Annotated in this window: 15 protein-coding genes and 1 pseudogene; 13 read left to right on the top strand and 3 right to left on the bottom strand. The window is 71.6% G+C overall.

Annotated elements, in window-relative coordinates; genetic code table 11:
• The first annotated feature begins 57 nt into the window (after positions 1–57).
• The 12 genes and pseudogenes from ABZ434_RS15175 (at position 58) to ABZ434_RS15120 (ending at position 15,765) form a co-directional block, all read left to right on the top strand.
• Positions 58–1,626 (top strand): PucR family transcriptional regulator, encoded by a 1,569-nt coding sequence (locus ABZ434_RS15175; protein WP_359135691.1) that lies wholly within the window; start codon positions 58–60, stop codon positions 1,624–1,626.
• Positions 1,627–1,760: 134 nt separating this feature from the next.
• Complete coding sequence (locus ABZ434_RS15170; protein WP_359135689.1) at positions 1,761–3,206, top strand: aldehyde dehydrogenase family protein; 1,446 nt, start codon at positions 1,761–1,763, stop codon at positions 3,204–3,206.
• Between the two features lie 412 nt (positions 3,207–3,618).
• Positions 3,619–5,580 (top strand): acyl-CoA dehydrogenase family protein, encoded by a 1,962-nt coding sequence (locus tag ABZ434_RS15165; protein WP_359135687.1) that lies wholly within the window; start codon positions 3,619–3,621, stop codon positions 5,578–5,580.
• An 84-nt stretch (positions 5,581–5,664) separates the two neighbouring features.
• The gene (gene aroA / locus ABZ434_RS15160; protein ID WP_359135685.1) at positions 5,665–6,909 is read left to right on the top strand and encodes a 3-phosphoshikimate 1-carboxyvinyltransferase; all 1,245 of its coding nucleotides are present in this window, start codon (positions 5,665–5,667) and stop codon (positions 6,907–6,909) included.
• A 42-nt stretch (positions 6,910–6,951) separates the two neighbouring features.
• Positions 6,952–7,464 (top strand): annotated as a pseudogene (locus tag ABZ434_RS15155) (hypothetical protein); the annotation flags it as partial.
• A gap of 96 nt (positions 7,465–7,560) precedes the next feature.
• A complete protein-coding gene (locus ABZ434_RS15150) occupies positions 7,561–8,337 on the top strand; it encodes a hypothetical protein (RefSeq protein ID WP_359135683.1) in 777 nt (258 codons plus the stop codon).
• 73 nt (positions 8,338–8,410) lie between these two features.
• Positions 8,411–9,673 (top strand): 1-deoxy-D-xylulose-5-phosphate reductoisomerase, encoded by a 1,263-nt coding sequence (gene dxr, locus ABZ434_RS15145; protein WP_359135844.1) that lies wholly within the window; start codon positions 8,411–8,413, stop codon positions 9,671–9,673.
• On the top strand, positions 9,670–10,980 hold the full coding sequence (locus ABZ434_RS15140) for a site-2 protease family protein (protein ID WP_359135681.1): 1,311 nt from the start codon (positions 9,670–9,672) through the stop codon (positions 10,978–10,980). Before dxr ends, ABZ434_RS15140 begins: the two co-directional genes overlap by 4 nt.
• 184 nt (positions 10,981–11,164) lie before the next feature.
• Positions 11,165–12,319, top strand: a complete 1,155-nt coding sequence (ispG, locus tag ABZ434_RS15135) for a flavodoxin-dependent (E)-4-hydroxy-3-methylbut-2-enyl-diphosphate synthase (protein ID WP_359135679.1) — start codon at positions 11,165–11,167, stop codon at positions 12,317–12,319.
• 191 nt (positions 12,320–12,510) lie between these two features.
• Positions 12,511–13,353, top strand: a complete 843-nt coding sequence (locus ABZ434_RS15130) for a GNAT family N-acetyltransferase (protein ID WP_359135843.1) — start codon at positions 12,511–12,513, stop codon at positions 13,351–13,353.
• 62 nt (positions 13,354–13,415) lie between these two features.
• On the top strand, positions 13,416–13,991 hold the full coding sequence (locus ABZ434_RS15125) for a GNAT family N-acetyltransferase (RefSeq protein ID WP_359135677.1): 576 nt from the start codon (positions 13,416–13,418) through the stop codon (positions 13,989–13,991).
• Between the two features lie 73 nt (positions 13,992–14,064).
• The gene (locus tag ABZ434_RS15120) at positions 14,065–15,765 is read left to right on the top strand and encodes a proline--tRNA ligase (protein WP_359135675.1); all 1,701 of its coding nucleotides are present in this window, start codon (positions 14,065–14,067) and stop codon (positions 15,763–15,765) included.
• 69 nt (positions 15,766–15,834) lie between these two features.
• Here the strand turns inward: ABZ434_RS15120 and ABZ434_RS15115 are convergent, their stop codons facing one another.
• The 3 genes from ABZ434_RS15115 to ABZ434_RS15105 are packed head-to-tail and all read right to left on the bottom strand — an operon-like array spanning position 15,835 to position 17,860.
• Positions 15,835–16,767, bottom strand: coding sequence for an aminoglycoside phosphotransferase family protein (locus ABZ434_RS15115; protein WP_359135673.1), 933 nt, complete (start codon positions 16,765–16,767; stop codon positions 15,835–15,837).
• A gap of 29 nt (positions 16,768–16,796) precedes the next feature.
• Positions 16,797–17,324: a ferritin-like domain-containing protein gene (locus ABZ434_RS15110; protein WP_359135671.1), complete on the bottom strand. Its 528-nt coding sequence runs from the start codon at positions 17,322–17,324 to the stop codon at positions 16,797–16,799.
• Complete coding sequence (locus ABZ434_RS15105; protein WP_359135669.1) at positions 17,321–17,860, bottom strand: hypothetical protein; 540 nt, start codon at positions 17,858–17,860, stop codon at positions 17,321–17,323. Before ABZ434_RS15105 ends, ABZ434_RS15110 begins: the two co-directional genes overlap by 4 nt.
• A 177-nt stretch (positions 17,861–18,037) precedes the next feature.
• On the opposite strand from ABZ434_RS15105, the gene rimP reads away from it, so the two are divergent.
• The gene (gene rimP / locus ABZ434_RS15100) at positions 18,038–18,535 is read left to right on the top strand and encodes a ribosome maturation factor RimP (protein WP_359135667.1); all 498 of its coding nucleotides are present in this window, start codon (positions 18,038–18,040) and stop codon (positions 18,533–18,535) included.
• The last annotated feature ends 1 nt before the right edge of the window (position 18,536 follow it).

Here is an 18,536-nt window from a genome sequence, read left to right as displayed (position 1 = left end):
ACGGGACGGCGAAATCACCCCTCCCCAAGGCCCCGATCCAAAGGTCGCCCGAACCCCATGCCCCCCACTCTCGCCTCGCTCGTCCAGCACTCGGCGCTCAAACTCACCGTGCGCGCGGGGGCGGACCGGCTCGACACGCCCGTGCGCTGGGCGCACGCCAGTGAGCTGGCCGACCCCGTCCCCTACATGGAGGGCGGTGAGCTGCTCCTCGTCACCGCGACGAACCTCGACGCGGAGAACGCGGAGGTCATGCGACGGTACGTGCGACGGCTCGCCGGGGCCGGCGTGGTCGGGCTGGGCTTCGCCGTCGGGGTCACCTACGACGACGTACCGCAGCCCTTGGTCGACGCCGCCGAGGAGGTAGGGCTGCCCCTGCTCGAAGTGCCGCGCCGCACCCCGTTCCTCGCCATCGCCAAAGCCGTCTCGTCGGAGATCGCAGCCGACCAGTACCGGGCCGTCACCGCGGGCTTCGAGGCCCAGCGGGAACTCACCAGGGCGGCCCTCGCCGGGGACGGCCCCGCCGAACTCCTCACCCGTCTCGCCGCGCACGTCGACGGCTGGGCCGCGCTGTACGACGCCTCCGGCGCGGTCGTGGCCGCCGCCCCCGAATGGGCTGCCCGCCGAGCCGCCCGGCTCACCCCCGACGTGGAACGCCTGCGCGAACGCCCGGCTCCGGCCAGCGTCGTCGTCGGGGACACCGACGACCGCGTCGAGCTCCAGTCCCTGGGCACCGGGCGGCGCGTCCGGGGCGCGCTCGCCGTGGGCACCGGGGCGGCGCTCGGCACCGCGGAGCGCTACGCGGTGCATTCGGCAGTCGCTCTGCTCACCCTCACCACGGCCCGCTCCCGCTCCCTCCAGGGCGCCGAACAGCGGCTCGGTGCAGCGGTGCTGCGCATGCTCCTGGCCGGCCAGCCGGACCATGCGCGCGGCGTCGCCGGGGACCTGTACGGAGGGCTGCTCGACGCGCCCTTCCGGCTGCTCATCGCCGAAGCGGCCGAACCGTCGACCACCGCGCAGCTGACCGAGGCCATGGAGACCGCGGCCGCCCGCTCCGGGGAGACGCTGCTGACGGTGCCCGAGGGTGAACGCCTTGTCGTGCTGGCCGCCGACGGTGGCGCCGCCGTCGCCGCGGTCGCCGCCTACGCCGAGGCCCAGGAGGCCGCAGCCCCGCGCGAGCCGTCCGCACAGGACGCGGAGGTGGTCGTCGGCCTCTCCGCCCCCGCGGGACCGATCGCCGTCTCGGCCGCGTACAAACAGGCCGAACAGGCCCTCTCGGTCGCCCGGCGCCGCGGCAGGGCCCTGGTCGAGCACGAGGAACTGGCCGCCGGATCCGTACTGCCGCTGCTCGCGGACGATGCCGTCAGGGCCTTCGCCGACGGCATGCTCCGCGCCCTGTACGAGCACGACGCGAAGGGCCGCGGCGACCTCGTGGCCTCCCTGCGGGCCTGGCTCTCGCACCACGGCCAGTGGGACGCGGCCGCGGCGGACCTGGGAGTGCACCGGCACACCCTGCGCTACCGCATGCGACGCGTGGAGGAGATCCTCGGGCGTTCGCTGGACGACGCGGACGTACGGATGGAGCTGTGGCTCGCCCTCAAGGTGGCGAGCCCCCCGACCGCGTCGTAGAACCCCTCTCCGTCCTCCGACAAACCGGCGCACCCCGGCACGCCTCTGCTCCACGCCGGACAAACGCCAGGCGGACCGTGCGGCCCTACGGTGGGGGACGGAACACCCCACGCCATCGAAGGGCCGGAACCTCCATGACCTCCACCCACGCCTTCTGGCTGGCCGGCCGAGAGGCCACCGGCGAGGAAAGCTTCGACGTCACCAACTCCTGGGACGGGCGTCTCGTCGGCACCGTCAGCGTGCCCACGGAGGCCCAGGTGGAGGAGGCCGTCGCCGCCGCGCACGCCGTGCGGGACGAGTTCGCCGCGACCCCGGCCCACGTCCGCGCCGCCGCGCTCGACCACGTGGCACGGCGCCTGACGGAGCGCACCGAGGAGATCGCCCAGGTGATCTCCGCCGAGAACGGCAAGCCGATCAAGTGGGCGCGCGGCGAGGTCGGCCGGGCCGTCTCCGTGTTCCGCTTCGCCTCCGAGGAGGCCCGCCGCTTCAACAGCGGTGACGCCCAGCGCCTGGACACCGATGCGGGCGGCACCGGCCGTCTGGGCCTGACCCGCCGCTTCCCGCGGGGCACGGTCCTGGGGATCGCCCCGTTCAACTTCCCGCTGAACCTGAGTGCCCACAAGGTGGCCCCGGCCATCGCCGTCGGCGCCCCGATCATCCTGAAGCCCGCACCGGCGACTCCGATCTCGTCGCTGATCCTTGGCGAGCTGCTGGCCGAGACCGACCTGCCCGCCGGTTCCTGGTCGGTGCTGACGGTCCCCAACGACCGCATGCCCGCCCTCGTCCAGGACGAGCGCCTGCCCGTGATCTCGTTCACCGGGTCCGCCCCGGTCGGCTACTCGATCATGGACTCGGTGCCGCGCAAGCACTGCACCCTGGAACTCGGCGGCAACGGCGCCGCGGTCGTCCTCGGCGACTACGCCTCCGAGGCGGACCTGGACTGGGCCGCGACCCGTATCGCGACCTTCTCCAACTACCAGGGCGGCCAGTCCTGCATCTCGGTGCAGCGCGTCATCGCGGACGCCGCCGTCTACGACCGGCTCCTGCCGAAGATCGTCGCGGCCGTCGAGGCACAGGTCACGGGAGACCCGTCCGACGCCACCACCGACGTCGGCCCGCTCGTCGACGAGAACGCCGCCAAGCGCGTCGAGTCCTGGGTCGACGAGGCCGTGCAGGCCGGCGCCCAGCTGCTCGCCGGCGGCAAGCGCGACGGGGCGACGTACGCGCCGACCGTCCTCGCCGAGCTCCCCGACGGTGTCACCCTCTCCCACGAGGAGGTCTTCGGACCTGTCCTCTCGGTCCGGAAGGTGGACGGCGAGGCCGAGGCCTTCGCCTGCGTGAACTCCTCCAAGTACGGCCTCCAGGCAGGCGTGTTCACCCACGACCTGCAGACCGCCTTCCGCGCCCACCGCGCACTGGAGGTCGGCGGCGTGATCATCGGCGACGTCCCCTCGTACCGCGCGGACCAGATGCCGTACGGCGGCGCCAAGCAGTCCGGCGTCGGCCGCGAGGGCGTCCGCTACGCGATGGACGACTACACCTACGAGCGCGTCCTGGTGCTCACCGGTCTCGCCCTGTAGGCCCCTGCCGCCCGCACTCCGCCCGGACAGCGAGACGGCGGGCGGCGGGCGGCAGAGGAACGGCCCGAACCCGCTGTGCGGGGGTTCGGGCCGTTCTCGCGTACTGGCGCAGGCCCGGGAACCCGGGGTGCGGAAGGCCGCACCGGCTGCCCGCGCCCCTCGGCGAAGACGTCCGCCTGACACACCGGATCCCCGCCGGGCGGCGGGGATCCAGCCTTTCCTGCATGCCGCACGCCGCAGCGGGCAGTGGAGTGGTGCCCGACCCGATCGGCTCCCGGAGGCTGGTGACAGTGGCAGGAATCGGGTACATACGGACGAGTAGAACCGATAGGTACGCACGGGCGGACGGTTCACCCGCCACCGCGGACCTGTCGGGACCACCCACCCCACGAAGCGGCGAGGTGAGCTCCTCATGTCCGCACCATCCGCACAACGCCCATCCGCACAACCGCACACCCCCAAGGTCACCGAGCGCGAAGCCCGGCAGGTGGCCGAGGAAGCGCGCGAGCAGGACTGGCGCAAACCCAGTTTCGCCAAGGAACTCTTCCTGGGCCGCTTCCGGCTCGACCTGATCCACCCGCATCCGCTGCCCGCCGGCGAGGACGTCCGGCGCGGCGAGGAGTTCCTCGCCCGGCTGCGCGACTTCTGCGAGACCCGGATCGACGGCGCCCTGATCGAACGCGAGGCGAAGATCCCCGACGAGGTGGTCAACGGCCTCAAGGAACTCGGCGCTCTGGGCATGAAGATCGATGTGAAGTACGGCGGCCTCGGGCTGACGCAGGTCTACTACAACAAGGCCCTCGCCCTGGTCGGCTCCGCCAGCCCCGCGATCGGCGCCCTGCTCTCCGCCCATCAGTCCATCGGGGTGCCGCAGCCGCTGAAGATCTTCGGCAGCCAGGAGCAGAAGGACACCTTCCTGCCCCGGCTGGCCCGTACGGACATCTCGGCGTTCCTCCTCACCGAACCGGACGTGGGCTCCGACCCGGCGCGGCTCGCCACCACAGCCGTCAGGGACGGGGACGACTACGTCCTCGACGGGGTGAAGCTGTGGACGACCAACGGGGTCGTCGCGGACCTGCTGGTCGTCATGGCGCGCGTACCGAAGTCGGAGGGCCACAAGGGCGGAATCACGGCCTTCGTGGTCGAGGCCGACGCCCCGGGCATCACCGTGGAACACCGCAACGCCTTCATGGGCCTGCGCGGTCTGGAGAACGGCGTCACCCGCTTCCACCAGGTGCGCGTCCCCGCCGCGAACCGCATCGGGCCGGAGGGGGCAGGGCTCAAGATCGCCCTCACCACGCTCAACACCGGCCGGCTCTCCCTGCCCGCCATGTGCGTCGGCTCCGGGAAATGGTGTCTGAAGATCGCCCGCGAATGGTCGGCCGTCCGTGAGCAGTGGGGCCGCCCCGTGGCTCGGCACGAGGCCGTGGGCGCCAAGATCTCGTTCATCGCGGCAACCACCTTCGCCCTCGAAGCCGTGGTCGACCTCTCCTCGCAGATGGCGGACGAGGACCGCAACGACATCCGGATCGAGGCGGCACTCGCCAAGCTGTACGGCTCCGAGATGGGCTGCCTCATGGCCGACGAGCTGGTCCAGATCCGCGGCGGCCGCGGCTTCGAGACCGCGGAATCCCTCGCCGCCCGGGGTGAACGGGCCGTCCCCGCCGAGCAGATGCTCCGGGACATGCGGATCAACCGGATCTTCGAGGGTTCGACGGAGATCATGCACCTCCTGATCGCCCGCGAGGCGGTCGACGCCCACCTCAAGGTCGCGGGCGACATCATCGACCCGGACAAGCCGCTCTCCGCCAAGGCCCGGGCGGGTGCGAACGCCGCCGGTTTCTACGCGAAGTGGCTCCCGAAGCTCGTCACCGGACCGGGACAGCTCCCGCGCACCTACGGGGATTTCCACCCGCCCGGCCACGCCGACCTGTCCGGGCACCTGCGCTACGTGGAACGGGCCTCCCGCAAACTGGCCCGATCCACCTTCTACGCCATGTCCCGCTGGCAGGGCCGGATGGAGACCAAGCAGGGCTTCCTCGGCAGGATCGTCGACATCGGCGCGGAACTCTTCGCCATGAGCGCAGCCTGTGTCCGGGCCGAGCACCTGCGTACCGAGAACGACCACGGCCGCGAGGCGTACCAACTCGCCGACACCTTCTGCCGCCAGTCCCGCATCCGGATCGAGGAGCTCTTCACCCGGCTCTGGTCCAACACCGACGACCTCGACCGGAAGGTGGTCGACGGAGTCCTCGCGGGCACGTACACCTGGCTGGAGGAGGGCGTCGTCGACCCGAGCGGCGAAGGCCCCTGGATCGCCGACGCCACCCCGGGCCCCTCGGACCGGGAGAACGTGCACCGGCCGATCCGCTGAGTCCGTGACGCCGGAACGGCGGGGCACGTCCACGCGCTGGACGTGCCCCCCCGCCGTGCGCCCGGCACGGCAGGATGGGCGCCCGTGACCGTCATCCATGTCCCCGGTTCCAAGTCCGTCACCGCGCGCGCCCTCTTCCTGGCCGCCGCCGCGAACGGCACCAGCACCCTCCTACGCCCCCTGAGCTCGGACGACACCGAAGGCTTCGCCGAAGGACTCACCGCCCTCGGCTACGCGGTGGTGCGGGAGCCGGAGGCCTGGCACATCACGGGCCGCCCGTCGGGGCCCGCCGCCACCGACGCCGACGTCTACTGCCGGGACGGTGCCACCACCGCCCGGTTCCTGCCGACCCTCGCGGCGGCCGGTGCCGGTGGCAGCTACCGCTTCGACGCCTCCGCCCAGATGCGCCGCCGCCCCCTCGCCCCGCTCACCGAGGCGCTGCGCACGCTCGGTGTCGACCTCCGCCACGAGGCCGCCGAGGGCCACCACCCGCTGCGCATCGAGGCGGCCGGCATCAAGGGCGGCGAACTGACCCTGGACGCCGGGCAGTCCAGCCAGTACCTCACCGCGTTGCTGATGCTCGGACCGCTGACCGCGGAGGGGCTCACGATCACCGTCACCGATCTGGTGTCGGCGCCGTACATCGAGATCACTCTCGCGATGATGCGCAGCTTCGGCGTCGAGGTCACCCGCGGGGGCCCCGGGAACGCGGTCTTCACCGTGCCGCCCGGCGGCTACCGGGCCACCACGTACGCGATCGAGCCCGACGCCTCCACCGCGAGCTACTTCTTCGCGGCGGCGGCCCTCGCGGGCGAGGTCACCGTTCCGGGCCTCGGGCAGGGCGCCCTCCAGGGAGATCTGCGGTTCGTCGACGTCCTGCGCCGCATGGGCGCGGAGGTCCACATGACGGCGGAGTCCACCACGGTCCGCTCCACCGGCGAGCTCCGGGGCATCACCGTCAACATGCGCGACATCTCCGACACCATGCCGACGCTGGCCGGGATCGCCCCCTTCGCCTCGGGGCCGGTCCGCATCGAGGACGTCTACAACACCCGGGTCAAGGAGTGCGACCGGCTGGAGGCGTGCGCCCAGAACCTGCGGCGGATGGGCATCACGGTCGCCACCGGCCCGGACTGGATCGAGATCCGACCCGGCACCCCGCGCCCCACGGAGATCACGACCCACGGCGACCACCGCATCGTCATGTCCTTCGCCGTCACCGGTCTGCGGACGCCCGGCATCACGTACGACGACCCCGGCTGCGTACGCAAGACGTTCCCCGGCTTCCACGAGGCGTTCGCGGCGTTCGCCGGCCTCACGCAGGGATAGGGATCCGGGCCGGGCAGATCTCCGGGCGCGAGCCGGTGCGGGAGGGCTAGGCTGCGCGCCATGATGTCCGCCTCCGATGTGCTGTCCGTTCTCGCCGTGGCGCGCGAGGCCGGTGCGGATGTGGTGATCGCGGGTGGCTGGGGCGTCGACGCGCTGCTCGGCGAGGAGACCCGCGGCCACCGGGACCTCGATCTGCTGCACCGCCGGGAACAGGAAGATGCCCTCGTCGCCGCCCTGACGGCGGCCGGATACGCGCAGACGCTCGACCGGCGACCCGTTCGCTTCGTCCTCAGCCACCCGTCCGGGCGGGAGATCGACCTGCACCCCCTGCGGTTCGCCCCTGACGGATCGGCGACCCAGTCCTCGCCCGACCCGGAGGAGCCGTTCCGCTACCCGGCGGAGTGCTTCGTCAGCGGCACCATCGGCGGGACGCGGGTGCGCTGCATCTCGGCCGAGCAGCAGGCCGGGTTCCACCAGGGGTACGACCCCGGTGAGGCCGACCTGCACGACATGGCCCGGCTCCGCGAGGCATTCGGTGTGGCCACACACTTCTGAGCCGATCCGGCCCGCCGGTGACTCCGGCCGACGGCATGCGGCACCATCGCGCCGGTCACACGCGTGATGAAGTAACAGGGAAAACGGGAACCACGAATGGGGACAGGCATGTACGGGGTGAGGAACCATCGGGGCCGCGGGCGCCGGGTGGCGGCCGTCGGGATCGTGGCCGCGATGGCGCTGGGCATGTCCGCCTGCGGCGGTGACGAGGACGCGGCCGGTTCCGCGGGTGCGGGCAAGGACGGCAAGGCCTCGGCCGAGCCGCCCGCGCCCGCGGCACCCGACGAGGCCCGCCTGAAGGCCGCGTCCTTCACCGACGGCGAGAAGGCCGGCACGTACACGGCGTCCGAATACGTCCTCGACGGCCCGCTCGGCGATGCGTACACCGCCGTCCCGGACGGCTGCCAGCCGCTGGTCAGCCTCTCCGGCGAGGTCAGCGACCCGGATCCGGCTGCCGAGGTCCAGCGCAAAGTCGACATTCCGGACGAGATGCTCGGGGTCAGCGTCGACGTCACCCTGCGCAGCTACGCGAACGGCGGCGCGGCCACCGTCATGAAGGCGCTCGACAAGTCGGGAAAGGACTGCGCCGGCGGGTTCACCGAGCAGCGAGCCGTCGCGGCGGCGAAGTACCTGAAGGTCGAGCCGGCCAAGGCACCCGCCTTCGCCGCGGAGGCCGACGAGGCGAAGGCGTACCGCTTCACCATCCTCGACGTGAAGGGGCAGCAGAAGCTGTACGAGTACCTCACCGTCGTCCGTTCCGGCTCCACGACCCTCGCGTTCCGGGCGGAGATCACCTCCACCAAGGACATCGGCGGGGTACCGCCCGAGGTGATGGCCGCCCAGTGGGCCAAGTTCCGCGCGGCGAAGGGCTGAGCGCCCCATGAGCGAGCAGCCACGACGCGGCGCGAGGGGCGCGCTGTCCACACGCACAGCCGATGCGGCAACAATGGGGGGCATGAGCGACAGCCCCGCCCCCCTCGCCGACCCGCACCTCGTCTTCGACGCCGTGGAGGGCCGCCGGGATCTCGTCATCCTCGGCTCCACCGGGTCCATCGGCACCCAGGCCATCGACCTGGTACTGCGCAACCCCGACCGCTTCCGCGTCACCGCGCTCTCCGCGGCGGGCGGCCGGGTCGCCCTCCTCGCCGAGCAGGCCCGCCAACTGGGGGTGCGCACGGTCGCCGTCGCCTCTCCCGACGCGGTGCCGGCCCTGCGTGAGGCCCTGCGCAAGGAGTTCGGAGCGGGGGAACAGCCGCCCGAGATCCTGGCCGGACCCGACGCCGCCTCGCAGCTGGCCGGCAGCGACTGCCACACCGTGCTGAACGGGATCACCGGTTCGATCGGCCTGGCTCCCACGCTGGCCGCGCTGAAGGCGGGCCGCACGCTGGCGCTCGCCAACAAGGAGTCGCTGATCGTCGGCGGGCCCCTGGTCAAGGCGCTCGCAGCCCCCGGACAGATCATCCCGGTCGACTCCGAACACGCCGCTCTCTTCCAGGCGCTCGCCGCCGGCAAGCGCGCCGATGTGCGCAGGCTCGTCGTCACCGCGTCCGGCGGCCCGTTCCGGGGACGGACCAGGAGTGAGCTCGCGGACGTCACGCGGGAGCAGGCCCTGGCCCATCCGACCTGGGCCATGGGCCCGGTCATCACCATCAACTCGGCCACTCTGGTCAACAAGGGTCTTGAGGTCATCGAGGCGCACCTCCTCTACGACATCCCCTTCGACCGGATCGAGGTCGTGGTCCACCCCCAGTCGTACGTGCACTCCATGGTGGAGTTCACCGACGGCTCCACCCTCGCCCAGGCCACCCCGCCCGACATGCGCGGACCCATCGCCATCGGCCTCGGCTGGCCGCAGCGCGTTCCCGACGCGGCGCCCGCCTTCGACTGGACGAAGGCCTCCACGTGGGAGTTCTTCCCGCTGGACACCGAGGCCTTCCCGTCCGTCGGACTGGCCCGGCACGTGGGCGCGCTGGGCGGTACCGCTCCGGCGGTGTTCAACGCGGCGAACGAGGAGTGCGTGGACGCGTTCCTGGCCGGGCGGCTGGCGTTCAACGGCATCATGGACACGGTCACCGCGGTGGTGTCCGAGCACGGATCGCCTCCGGCGGGAACTTCGCTGACGGTCGCGGACGTCCTTGAAGCGGAGGCCTGGGCGCGGACCCGGGCCCGGGAGCTCTCGGCCAAGGCCACCGCGGAGGCGCGCGCATGAGTATGACGACGATCCTGCTGACGATTCTCGGCATCGCCGTCTTCGCGGTCGGCCTGCTGTTCTCCATCGCCTGGCACGAGCTGGGCCACCTGTCGACCGCGAAGCTCTTCGGTATCCGCGTGCCCCAGTACATGGTCGGCTTCGGCCCGACGGTCTGGTCGCGGAAGAAGGGCGACACGGAATACGGGATCAAGGCCATTCCGGCCGGAGGCTACATCCGCATGATCGGGATGTTCCCGCCGGGACCGGACGGGAAGCTGGAGGCACGCTCCACGTCGCCCTGGCGCGGCATGATCGAGGACGCCAGATCCGCCGCCTTCGAGGAGCTCGAACCGGGCGACGAGAAGCGCCTCTTCTACACGCGCAAGCCGTGGAAGCGCGTCATCGTGATGTTCGCCGGACCGTTCATGAACCTGGTCCTGGCCGTGGCGATCTTCCTCGGTGTGGCCATGACCTTCGGATTCCAGACGCAGACGACCGATGTCGCGGGCGTCCAGAAGTGCGTGATCTCGCAGAGCGAGAAGCGGGACAACTGCAAGAAGTCCGACCCGGTCTCGCCCGCGCAGGCGGCGGGGCTGAAGGTGGGCGACAAGATCGTCGCCTTCAACGGTCAGAAGATCGACGAGTGGTCCGTACTCTCCGACAGGATCCGCGACACGATCGGCCCCGCCACCATCACGGTCCAGCGCGACGGGCAGGAGAAGACCCTTCACGCCGTGCTCAAGAAGAACGCCGTGGCGAAGAAGGACTCCGACGGCGAGGTCATCCCGGGGAAGTTCGTCTCCGCGGGCTACCTCGGCTTCGCGGCGCAGACGGAGATCGTCCCCCTGTCCTTCGGCGACTCCGTCGTCCGCATGGGCGACATGATCGAGAACGGCGTCGATTCGATCATCGCCCTGCCGTCCAAGATCCCCGGCCTGTGGAACGCGGCCTTCTCGGACGGCGAGCGCGCGGACGACTCCCCGGTGGGTGTCGTCGGCGCGGCCAGGATCGGCGGCGAGGTGATGACGCTGGACGTACCGGCGCAGAACCAGATCGCGATGATGCTGTTCCTGCTGGCCGGCTTCAACCTCTCGCTGTTCCTCTTCAACATGCTGCCGCTGCTGCCGCTCGACGGCGGTCACATCGCAGGGGCGCTGTGGGAGGCGCTGCGGCGTAACGTGGCGCGCGTCTTCAGGCGTCCCGACCCCGGCCCGTTCGACGTGGCCAAGCTGATGCCGGTCGCCTACGTGGTCGCCGGGGTGTTCATCTGCTTCACCCTGCTCGTCCTGGTCGCCGACGTCGTCAACCCGGTCAAGATCTCCTGACCCGGCCGTCCGGGGGCCGTAAGCACCCCGAGTGACGACGGATGCGCACGGTGCGTCCGGGAGCCCATATTTTGCCGGAGCTCCCGGACGCGGTGTGCTTCACGCCGTGCTCGGTGCCGTAACCTCGAAGGCCGGAGCCCGCCGACTTCGGGACCTCGATCCACACCTTGGGGATGCTCAGCGCATGACTGCGATTTCTCTCGGAATGCCCGCCGTTCCGACCAAGCTCGCCGACCGGAGGGTCAGCCGCAAGATCCAGGTCGGGTCGGTGGCGGTCGGTGGGGACGCGCCGGTTTCGGTGCAGTCGATGACGACGACGCGTACGTCGGACATCGGCGCGACGCTCCAGCAGATCGCGGAGCTGACCGCGTCGGGCTGCCAGATCGTGCGGGTGGCCTGTCCGACCCAGGACGACGCGGACGCGCTCGCCACGATCGCCTCGAAGTCGCAGATCCCGGTGATCGCCGACATCCACTTCCAGCCGAAGTACGTGTTCGCCGCGATCGACGCGGGCTGCGCGGCGGTGCGGGTGAACCCGGGGAACATCAAGCAGTTCGACGACAAGGTCAAGGAGATCGCGCGCGCGGCGAACGACGCCGGGACGCCGATCCGGATCGGCGTGAACGCGGGTTCGCTGGACGCGCGACTGCTGAAGAAGTACGGCAAGGCGACGCCGGAGGCTCTGGTGGAGTCGGCGCTGTGGGAGGCGTCCCTCTTCGAGGAGCACGGCTTCCGGGACATCAAGATCTCCGTCAAGCACAACGACCCGGTCGTCATGGTCAACGCCTACCGGCAGCTCGCCGCCCAGTGCGACTACCCGCTGCACCTCGGCGTGACCGAGGCCGGACCGGCGTTCCAGGGCACCATCAAGTCGGCCGTCGCCTTCGGCGCCCTGCTGAGCGAGGGCATCGGTGACACGATCCGGGTCTCCCTGTCGGCGCCGCCGGCCGAGGAGGTCAAGGTCGGGCTCCAGATCCTGGAGTCGCTGAACCTGAAGCAGCGCCGGCTGGAGATCGTGTCCTGCCCGTCGTGCGGCCGCGCCCAGGTGGACGTGTACAAGCTGGCCGACCAGGTGAGCGCGGGTCTCGAGGGCATGGAGGTGCCGCTGCGCGTCGCCGTCATGGGCTGCGTCGTCAACGGCCCCGGCGAAGCGCGCGAGGCCGACCTGGGCGTGGCCTCGGGCAACGGCAAGGGCCAGATCTTCGTCAAGGGCGAGATCATCAAGACGGTGCCCGAGTCGAAGATCGTGGAGACCCTCATCGAGGAAGCCCTCAAGATCGCCGAGCAGATGGAGAAGGACGGCATCGCCTCCGGCGAGCCCGAGGTCTCCATCAGCTGACCCATGACACCCACAGGCTGATCCATGACATTCACGACAGCGCCCCGCCGGAGGAACCCTCCGCGCGGGGCGCTGCTCGTGAGCGAGGTCACCGGGGATCGCAAGGGCTGTTCAAGGCCACGAGCGGCGTGCCCCAGCCTCTTTGGGTACAGTGCGGAAATCAGCAGACCGTATGGTGAGGCCCCCTCGTGTTGACGCAGACCACCACCCGGGTCCTCGAACCCAGCGACCTCGGCGCCGCCCTCGCGGTGCTGGAGAGCGAACCCGTAGCCAACGCCTTCGTGACCTCCCGGGTCCAGATCGCGGGCCTGGACCCCTGGCGCCTGGGCGGCGAGATGTGGGGCTGGTACGCCGACGGCCACCTGCGCTCCCTGTGCTATTCGGGAGCCAACCTCGTCCCCATCTGCGCCACCCCCGAAGCCGTCCGGGCCTTCGCCGACCGCGCCCGCAGGGCCGGCCGCCGCTGCTCCTCGATCGTGGGCCCGGCCGGGCCCACCGCACAGTTGTGGCGGCTCCTCGAACCGGGCTGGGGCCCCGCCCGCGAAGTCCGGGCCAACCAGCCCCTCATGGTCACCGAGAGCCCGTCCGCCGACGTGGCACCCGACCCGCTGGTCCGCCGCGTCCGCAAGGACGAGATGGAAGTCCTCATGCCGGCCTGCGTCGCCATGTTCACCGAGGAGGTCGGCATCTCCCCGCTCGCCGGCGACGGCGGGCTGCTCTACCAGGCCCGCGTCGCCGAGCTCATCGGCGCCGGCCGGTCCTTCGCCCGGATCGAGGACGGCAAAGTCGTCTTCAAGGCGGAGATCGGCGCCACCACCGCACAGGCCTGCCAGATCCAGGGCGTCTGGGTCGCCCCCGAGTTCCGTGGCCGCGGCCACTCCGAGACCGGCATGGCGGCCGTACTGCGGTATGCGCTGGCCGACGTCGCGCCGATCGTCAGCCTGTACGTGAACGACTACAACACCCCCGCCCGCAAGGCGTACCGCCGCATCGGCTTCCGTGAGACCGGCGCTTTCATGAGCGTGCTGTTCTGATCCTTCAGCCGGTCCGTCCCGGCCCGTACCCGGCACCCCGCCACGGACAGTAGGGTCTGTTCATGGCAGCAGCTTCCGGGGGCGGCCCCCACACACCCAGCGTCCGGATCGAACCGATCGATCTCGCCGCACGCGTGGACGAGGCGCTCGCCGTGCAGGCCGTGGCGTTCGGACTCGGCCCCGAAGAGATCGAAGTGCGCCGCCACATCGTCCTTCGCCACCTCGACCACCCCTGCGCCCGCGCGCTGGGCGCCCTGACCCCGGACGGCGGCCTCGTCGGGTTCGTCTACGGCATGCCCAACGAACGCGGCCACTGGTGGTCCACCGTCGTCGAGCCCCACCTGCGGGCCACCGGCTCGGCCGGCTGGCTGGACGACTCCTTCGTGATCACCGAACTCCACGTCCACCCGGATTACCAGAACCGCGGCGTCGGCCGCGGCCTCATCACCACCGTCACGGACGCCGTCGACCAGCCCCGCTCGATCCTCTCCGCCATCGACACGGAGAGCCCGGCACGCGGTCTCTACCGCTCGCTCGGATACCGGGACCTGGCGCGGCAGGTGCATTTCCCCAGTGCTCCCATGCCGTACGCGGTCATGGGGGCACCACTTCCGCTGCTCCGCCACGGGCGCGCCTGAGGGAATCGATTTCCGCCCGCCCGGGCCGCCCGGCTAACCTCCTGCACATCACCCTTCCGAGCAGGAGTTCATCATGGCCCAGGTCCAGCGCATGTCCCGATTGATGATCAAGACACTGCGCGACGACCCGGCGGACGCCGAGACGCTCAACCACAAGCTCCTCGTCCGCGCCGGTTACGTACGCCGCACCGCGGCCGGCATCTGGTCCTGGCTGCCGCTCGGCAAGAAGGTCCTGGAGAACATCACCCGCGTCGTCCGCGAGGAGATGGACGCCATCGGCGGCCAGGAGGTCCTGCTGCCCGCGCTGCTCCCCAAGGAGGCGTACGAGGCGAGCGGCCGGTACGACGAGTACGGCGACCTGCTGTTCCGGCTCAAGGACCGCAAGGGCGCCGACTACCTCCTCGGTCCCACCCACGAGGAGATCTTCACCCAGGTCGTCAAGGACATGTGCTCGTCCTACAAGGACCTGCCCGTGATCCTGTACCAGATCCAGACCAAGTACCGCGACGAGGCCCGCCCCCGTGCCGGCGTGCTGCGCGGCCGAGAGTTCCAGATGAAGGACTCGTACTCCTTCGACACCACCGACGAGGGTCTCGCCGAGGCGTACCAGCTGCACCGCGCCGCCTACATCCGGATCTTCGAGCGGCTCGGCCTCGACCACCGCATCGTCTCCGCCGTGTCCGGCGCCATGGGCGGCTCCGCCTCCGAGGAGTTCCTCGCCCCCGCGCCCGCCGGTGAGGACACCTTCGTCGACTGCCCGAACTGCGACTACGCCGCCAACACCGAGGCCGTGACCTACCGGGCCACCCCGGTCGACGGCTCGGCGACCGCCCCCGTCGAGGAGCTGGACACCCCCGACACTCCGACCATCGAGACCCTCGCCGCCCACCTCGGCGTCCCGGCCTCCGCCACCCTGAAGAACCTCCTGGTCAAGGTCGACGGCGAGATCGTGGCCGTGGGCGTGCCCGGCGACCGCGAGGTCGACCTCGGCAAGCTCGGCGAGCACCTCGCCCCCGCCGTCGTCGAGCTCGTCACCGCCGAGGACTTCGTGGGCCGCCCCGACCTGGTGCGCGGGTACGTCGGCCCGCAGGGCCTGGAGAAGGTCCGCTACATCGCCGACCCCCGCGTCGCCGCCGGCACCGCCTGGATCACGGGGGCCAACAAGGAGGGCAAGCACGCGAAGAACGTCGTCGCGGGCCGCGACTTCGAGGTCACCGACTACCTCGACGTCGTCGTCGTCGAGGCGGGCGACCCCTGCCCCAACTGCGGCGCCGGGCTCCAGGTGGACCGCGCCATCGAGATCGGTCACATCTTCCAGCTCGGCCGCAAGTACGCCGACATCTTCTCCCTCGACGTGCTCGGTCAGCAGGGCAAGCCCGTCCGCGTCACGATGGGCTCGTACGGCATCGGCGTCTCCCGCGCCGTCGCCGCACTCGCCGAGCAGACCGCCGACGACAAGGGCCTGTGCTGGCCCCGCGAGATCGCCCCCGCCGATGTCCACGTCGTCGCCGCCGGCAAGGCGCTCCAGACGGAGCTCGCCCTCGACGTCTCCGAGAAGCTGAACGCCGCCGGCCTGCGCGTCCTGGTCGACGACCGCCCGGGCATCTCGCCCGGCGTCAAGTTCACCGACTCCGAGCTCATCGGTGTCCCGAAGATCCTGGTCGCCGGCCGCCGCTCGGCCGAGGGCGTCCTGGAGCTGAAGGACCGCCGCACCGGCGAGCGCGAGGAGCTCACGGTCGACGAGGCGATCGCCCGCCTCATCGAGCAGGGCTGACCGCTCCGCAGCACAGCGCAGGGGCCCCGTACGGACGACGTCCGTACGGGGCCCCTGCCGTGTGCGGCACTACAGCCAGCCCGCGAACTCCAGCGTCACTTCGCCCTCCTGGCGGCGCCCGGCCGCAAGGGCCCGGGTCCCTGACTCCACCGCGCGGAACAGCGTCCAGGCGTGCAGCCGTTCACGGTCCACCTCCAGCGCGTCCGCGAGCTTCTTGATCCTGCGCCGGGCGGTCATCGCACCACCGGACGAGGCGATCAGGTCCTCGACCCGGTCCCGGACCAGCCGTGCCAGATCGTAGGCGCGCTCGCCGACCACCGGCTCCGGCCCGACCGTCAGCCAGGGCGCGCGTTCACCCGAGAGCACCTTGCTCTGCCGGAAGTTGCCGTGCAGCAACAGGGTCTCGGGGGAGTGGGCGACAAGTTCCGCGCGTGCCGCCAGGGCCGCCGACACCAGGGGTTCCAGGGCGGGATCGGCCGCCGCGGAGGCCTGCATCGCGTCGATGCGGAGCCCCGTCCGCCCGGCGACGGTCTCGAAGGCATGCGCCGGGGGCGGTTCGACCCAGAGCCTCCGCACCGTTCCGGCCGCCTCCAGCAGTGCCTTCGCCTCCGGAAGCGAGCGCAGCGACACCTCGGGGTGCAGCCGTTCCAGCAGCAGCGCGCCACCTGCGGCCTTCGACGGTGCTGCCTCGTCGGGGGAAGCGATCAGCTTCACCGCGCCCCAGCCGTTCCAGTGCGCCAGCGCCGCCCTTTCGAGCTCGGGATCCGCCCCGGCGGGGGCGAGTTTCAGCGCTGCCGGGGCGCCCTCGGCATCCCGTACCAGCAGGACCAGACTGCTGCGCCCGCCCGGGGCGGCGACCCGTTCCACGGTCATCTCCCGTCCGGTCGCGGCCAGAGCCTGCTCGGACAGCCCGGGAAGCCCCGCGAGCCAGTCCCCGGCGGCCGTATCCCCGTACGACTCGCCGAGCGCTCGCACCAGACGCTGCGGCGGTTCAAAACCCATACGTGCCGTGTTCCCTTTCAGAGCCTGCTTCAGTGCGTCGTGCCGGTTCCGGCCTGCGCGTCGGACCCGGCCTTCGCGCGGTCCCCGGTCGTCCCGTCCTTCTCGGCGGTCCCGTCGGTACGGGACCCGTCCGCGGCCCGCTCGGCGAGCCCGGGAAAGGGTACGCCGCTGCCGCGCCAGCGGACCGCGCGCACCGCGGCCTCCCGCAGGGCGTCGGCCGCCGACCGCCGCAACGGCCCCTCCGAGGCCCGTACGAGGTCGGAGTAGACATCCGCGACCCGGTCCTCGAGCACGGCGGCGAGGCGCACGGCCGCGGCGGCGTCCGGTACTGCGAACGGCAGAGCGTACGCGGGGCCCGCGGCCGCCGGTTCACCGCCCAGGTCGCGCACCGTCCGCACCAGTGCGTCGCGCCGGGCCCGGTGGGCGTGGTGCGCGGCGGTCGCCTCGGCGCGGCGGTCCGCGGCGACCCGGGCGCCCGCCACCCCGTAGCCGTACAGGGTCGCGTGCTCGGCGGCCAGTGCCGCCTGCGCGGCCTCCAGCGTCCGGTCCTCGCTCATGCCTTCGTCTCCTTGGCCAGCTCGGTCAGCAGATAGGCGTGGGCCGAGGCCGCCGCCGCGACCGACGCGAGGAGCCTGGCGAGCTCCGGCGGAGCCTTCATCAGCGCTTCGGTGTGCGAGGCCGCGGCACGGTGTTCCGCCGCGGCCAGGTCCCTGACCGCCGTCCGGGCGTCACCGGTGCCGGGCCGGGTCCGGACGAAGCCGAGTGCGTCGCCGGGGCCGAGGGCCGTGATGTGGGCGCGGACGGCGTCCCGGAGCGGAGTGAGGCCGGCCGCGGTCGCCGGATGCGTCCTGACCACGGCCTCGTACTGGGCGACCAGCGACGTGCTCACGCCGCGGGCCTGCGCCCGGAGCGAGGCCTCTGCCCGGCCCGCCGACGCGCGGTCGGCCGCGGTCCGCGCGTCGGCCCGTGCGGATCCCCCGCGCGCGGCGCTCTCGTCATCGCTGCCGCTGCCGCAGCCGGCCAGCACCGCCCCCATGGCGATCGCTCCCGTCGCGGTCAGCGCTCCCCTGCGCGTCGTCCCCGTGCGCCGCACTTGTTCTCCTTCGGGCCTGGACCTGTCTTGACTGGATCTGTCCGGAAGTGATCACCGTTGGTGAGCGTACTCGCGCCCAGGGGGTCGACGGACAGCAACACCCCTTGGGACCGGATACCCTTTGACCAGACACGCGACGATCCCCACAACAGCACACGCGGCCGAGGAGTCACCCGGATGAGCACCACCCAGAGCGAGAGGCTGCGCGGGCTGGTAGAACCGCTCGTCAGCGCCGAGCAGCTGGATCTGGAAGAGATCGAAGTGTCCCGGGCCGGCCGTCGCCGGGTGCTGCGGATCGTCGTGGACTCCGAGGAAGGCGTGGAGCTCGACGCCTGTGCGGATCTGAGCCGCGCGATCTCCGCCAAGCTCGACGAGACCGACGCGATGGGCGAGGACGAGTACGTCCTGGAGGTCAGCTCTCCCGGTGCCGACCGCCCGCTGACGGAGCACCGCCACTACGTACGTGCCACGGGCCGCCTGGCCAGACTCACCCTGAACGAGGGCGGCGAGCTGGTGGCCCGCATCCTCGCGGTCGACGAAGAGGGCCTGGATCTCGAAGTGCCGGGCGTCAAGGGCCGCAAACCCACGTCCCGCCGGATCGCCTTCGACGAGATCGCCAAGGCGCGCGTGGAGCTGGAATTCAACCGCAAGGACAAGAAGGAAGAGGAGGCGTAGC

The organism is Streptomyces sp. NPDC005761 (assembly GCF_040630635.1).
Classification (GTDB): Bacteria; Actinomycetota; Actinomycetes; order Streptomycetales; family Streptomycetaceae; genus Streptomyces.
Note: the sequence above shows the minus strand (reverse complement) of the source record. Positions and strands in the feature narration are given on the sequence as shown.

Excerpts from the sequence above, each read along its gene's own strand:
- dxr (WP_359135844.1), top strand. The coding sequence starts at position 8,411 with ATGGGGGGCATGAGCGACAGCCCCGCCCCCCTCGCCGACCCGCACCTC.
- ABZ434_RS15165 (WP_359135687.1), top strand. The coding sequence starts at position 3,619 with ATGTCCGCACCATCCGCACAACGCCCATCCGCACAACCGCACACCCCC.
- ABZ434_RS15175 (WP_359135691.1), top strand. The coding sequence starts at position 58 with ATGCCCCCCACTCTCGCCTCGCTCGTCCAGCACTCGGCGCTCAAACTC.
- ABZ434_RS15120 (WP_359135675.1), top strand. The coding sequence starts at position 14,065 with ATGGCCCAGGTCCAGCGCATGTCCCGATTGATGATCAAGACACTGCGC.
- ABZ434_RS15140 (WP_359135681.1), top strand. The coding sequence starts at position 9,670 with ATGAGTATGACGACGATCCTGCTGACGATTCTCGGCATCGCCGTCTTC.
- ispG (WP_359135679.1), top strand. The coding sequence starts at position 11,165 with ATGACTGCGATTTCTCTCGGAATGCCCGCCGTTCCGACCAAGCTCGCC.
- rimP (WP_359135667.1), top strand. The coding sequence starts at position 18,038 with ATGAGCACCACCCAGAGCGAGAGGCTGCGCGGGCTGGTAGAACCGCTC.
- ABZ434_RS15170 (WP_359135689.1), top strand. The coding sequence starts at position 1,761 with ATGACCTCCACCCACGCCTTCTGGCTGGCCGGCCGAGAGGCCACCGGC.
- ABZ434_RS15125 (WP_359135677.1), top strand. The coding sequence starts at position 13,416 with ATGGCAGCAGCTTCCGGGGGCGGCCCCCACACACCCAGCGTCCGGATC.
- ABZ434_RS15150 (WP_359135683.1), top strand. The coding sequence starts at position 7,561 with ATGGGGACAGGCATGTACGGGGTGAGGAACCATCGGGGCCGCGGGCGC.
- ABZ434_RS15110 (WP_359135671.1), bottom strand. The coding sequence starts at position 17,324 with ATGAGCGAGGACCGGACGCTGGAGGCCGCGCAGGCGGCACTGGCCGCC.
- ABZ434_RS15115 (WP_359135673.1), bottom strand. The coding sequence starts at position 16,767 with ATGGGTTTTGAACCGCCGCAGCGTCTGGTGCGAGCGCTCGGCGAGTCG.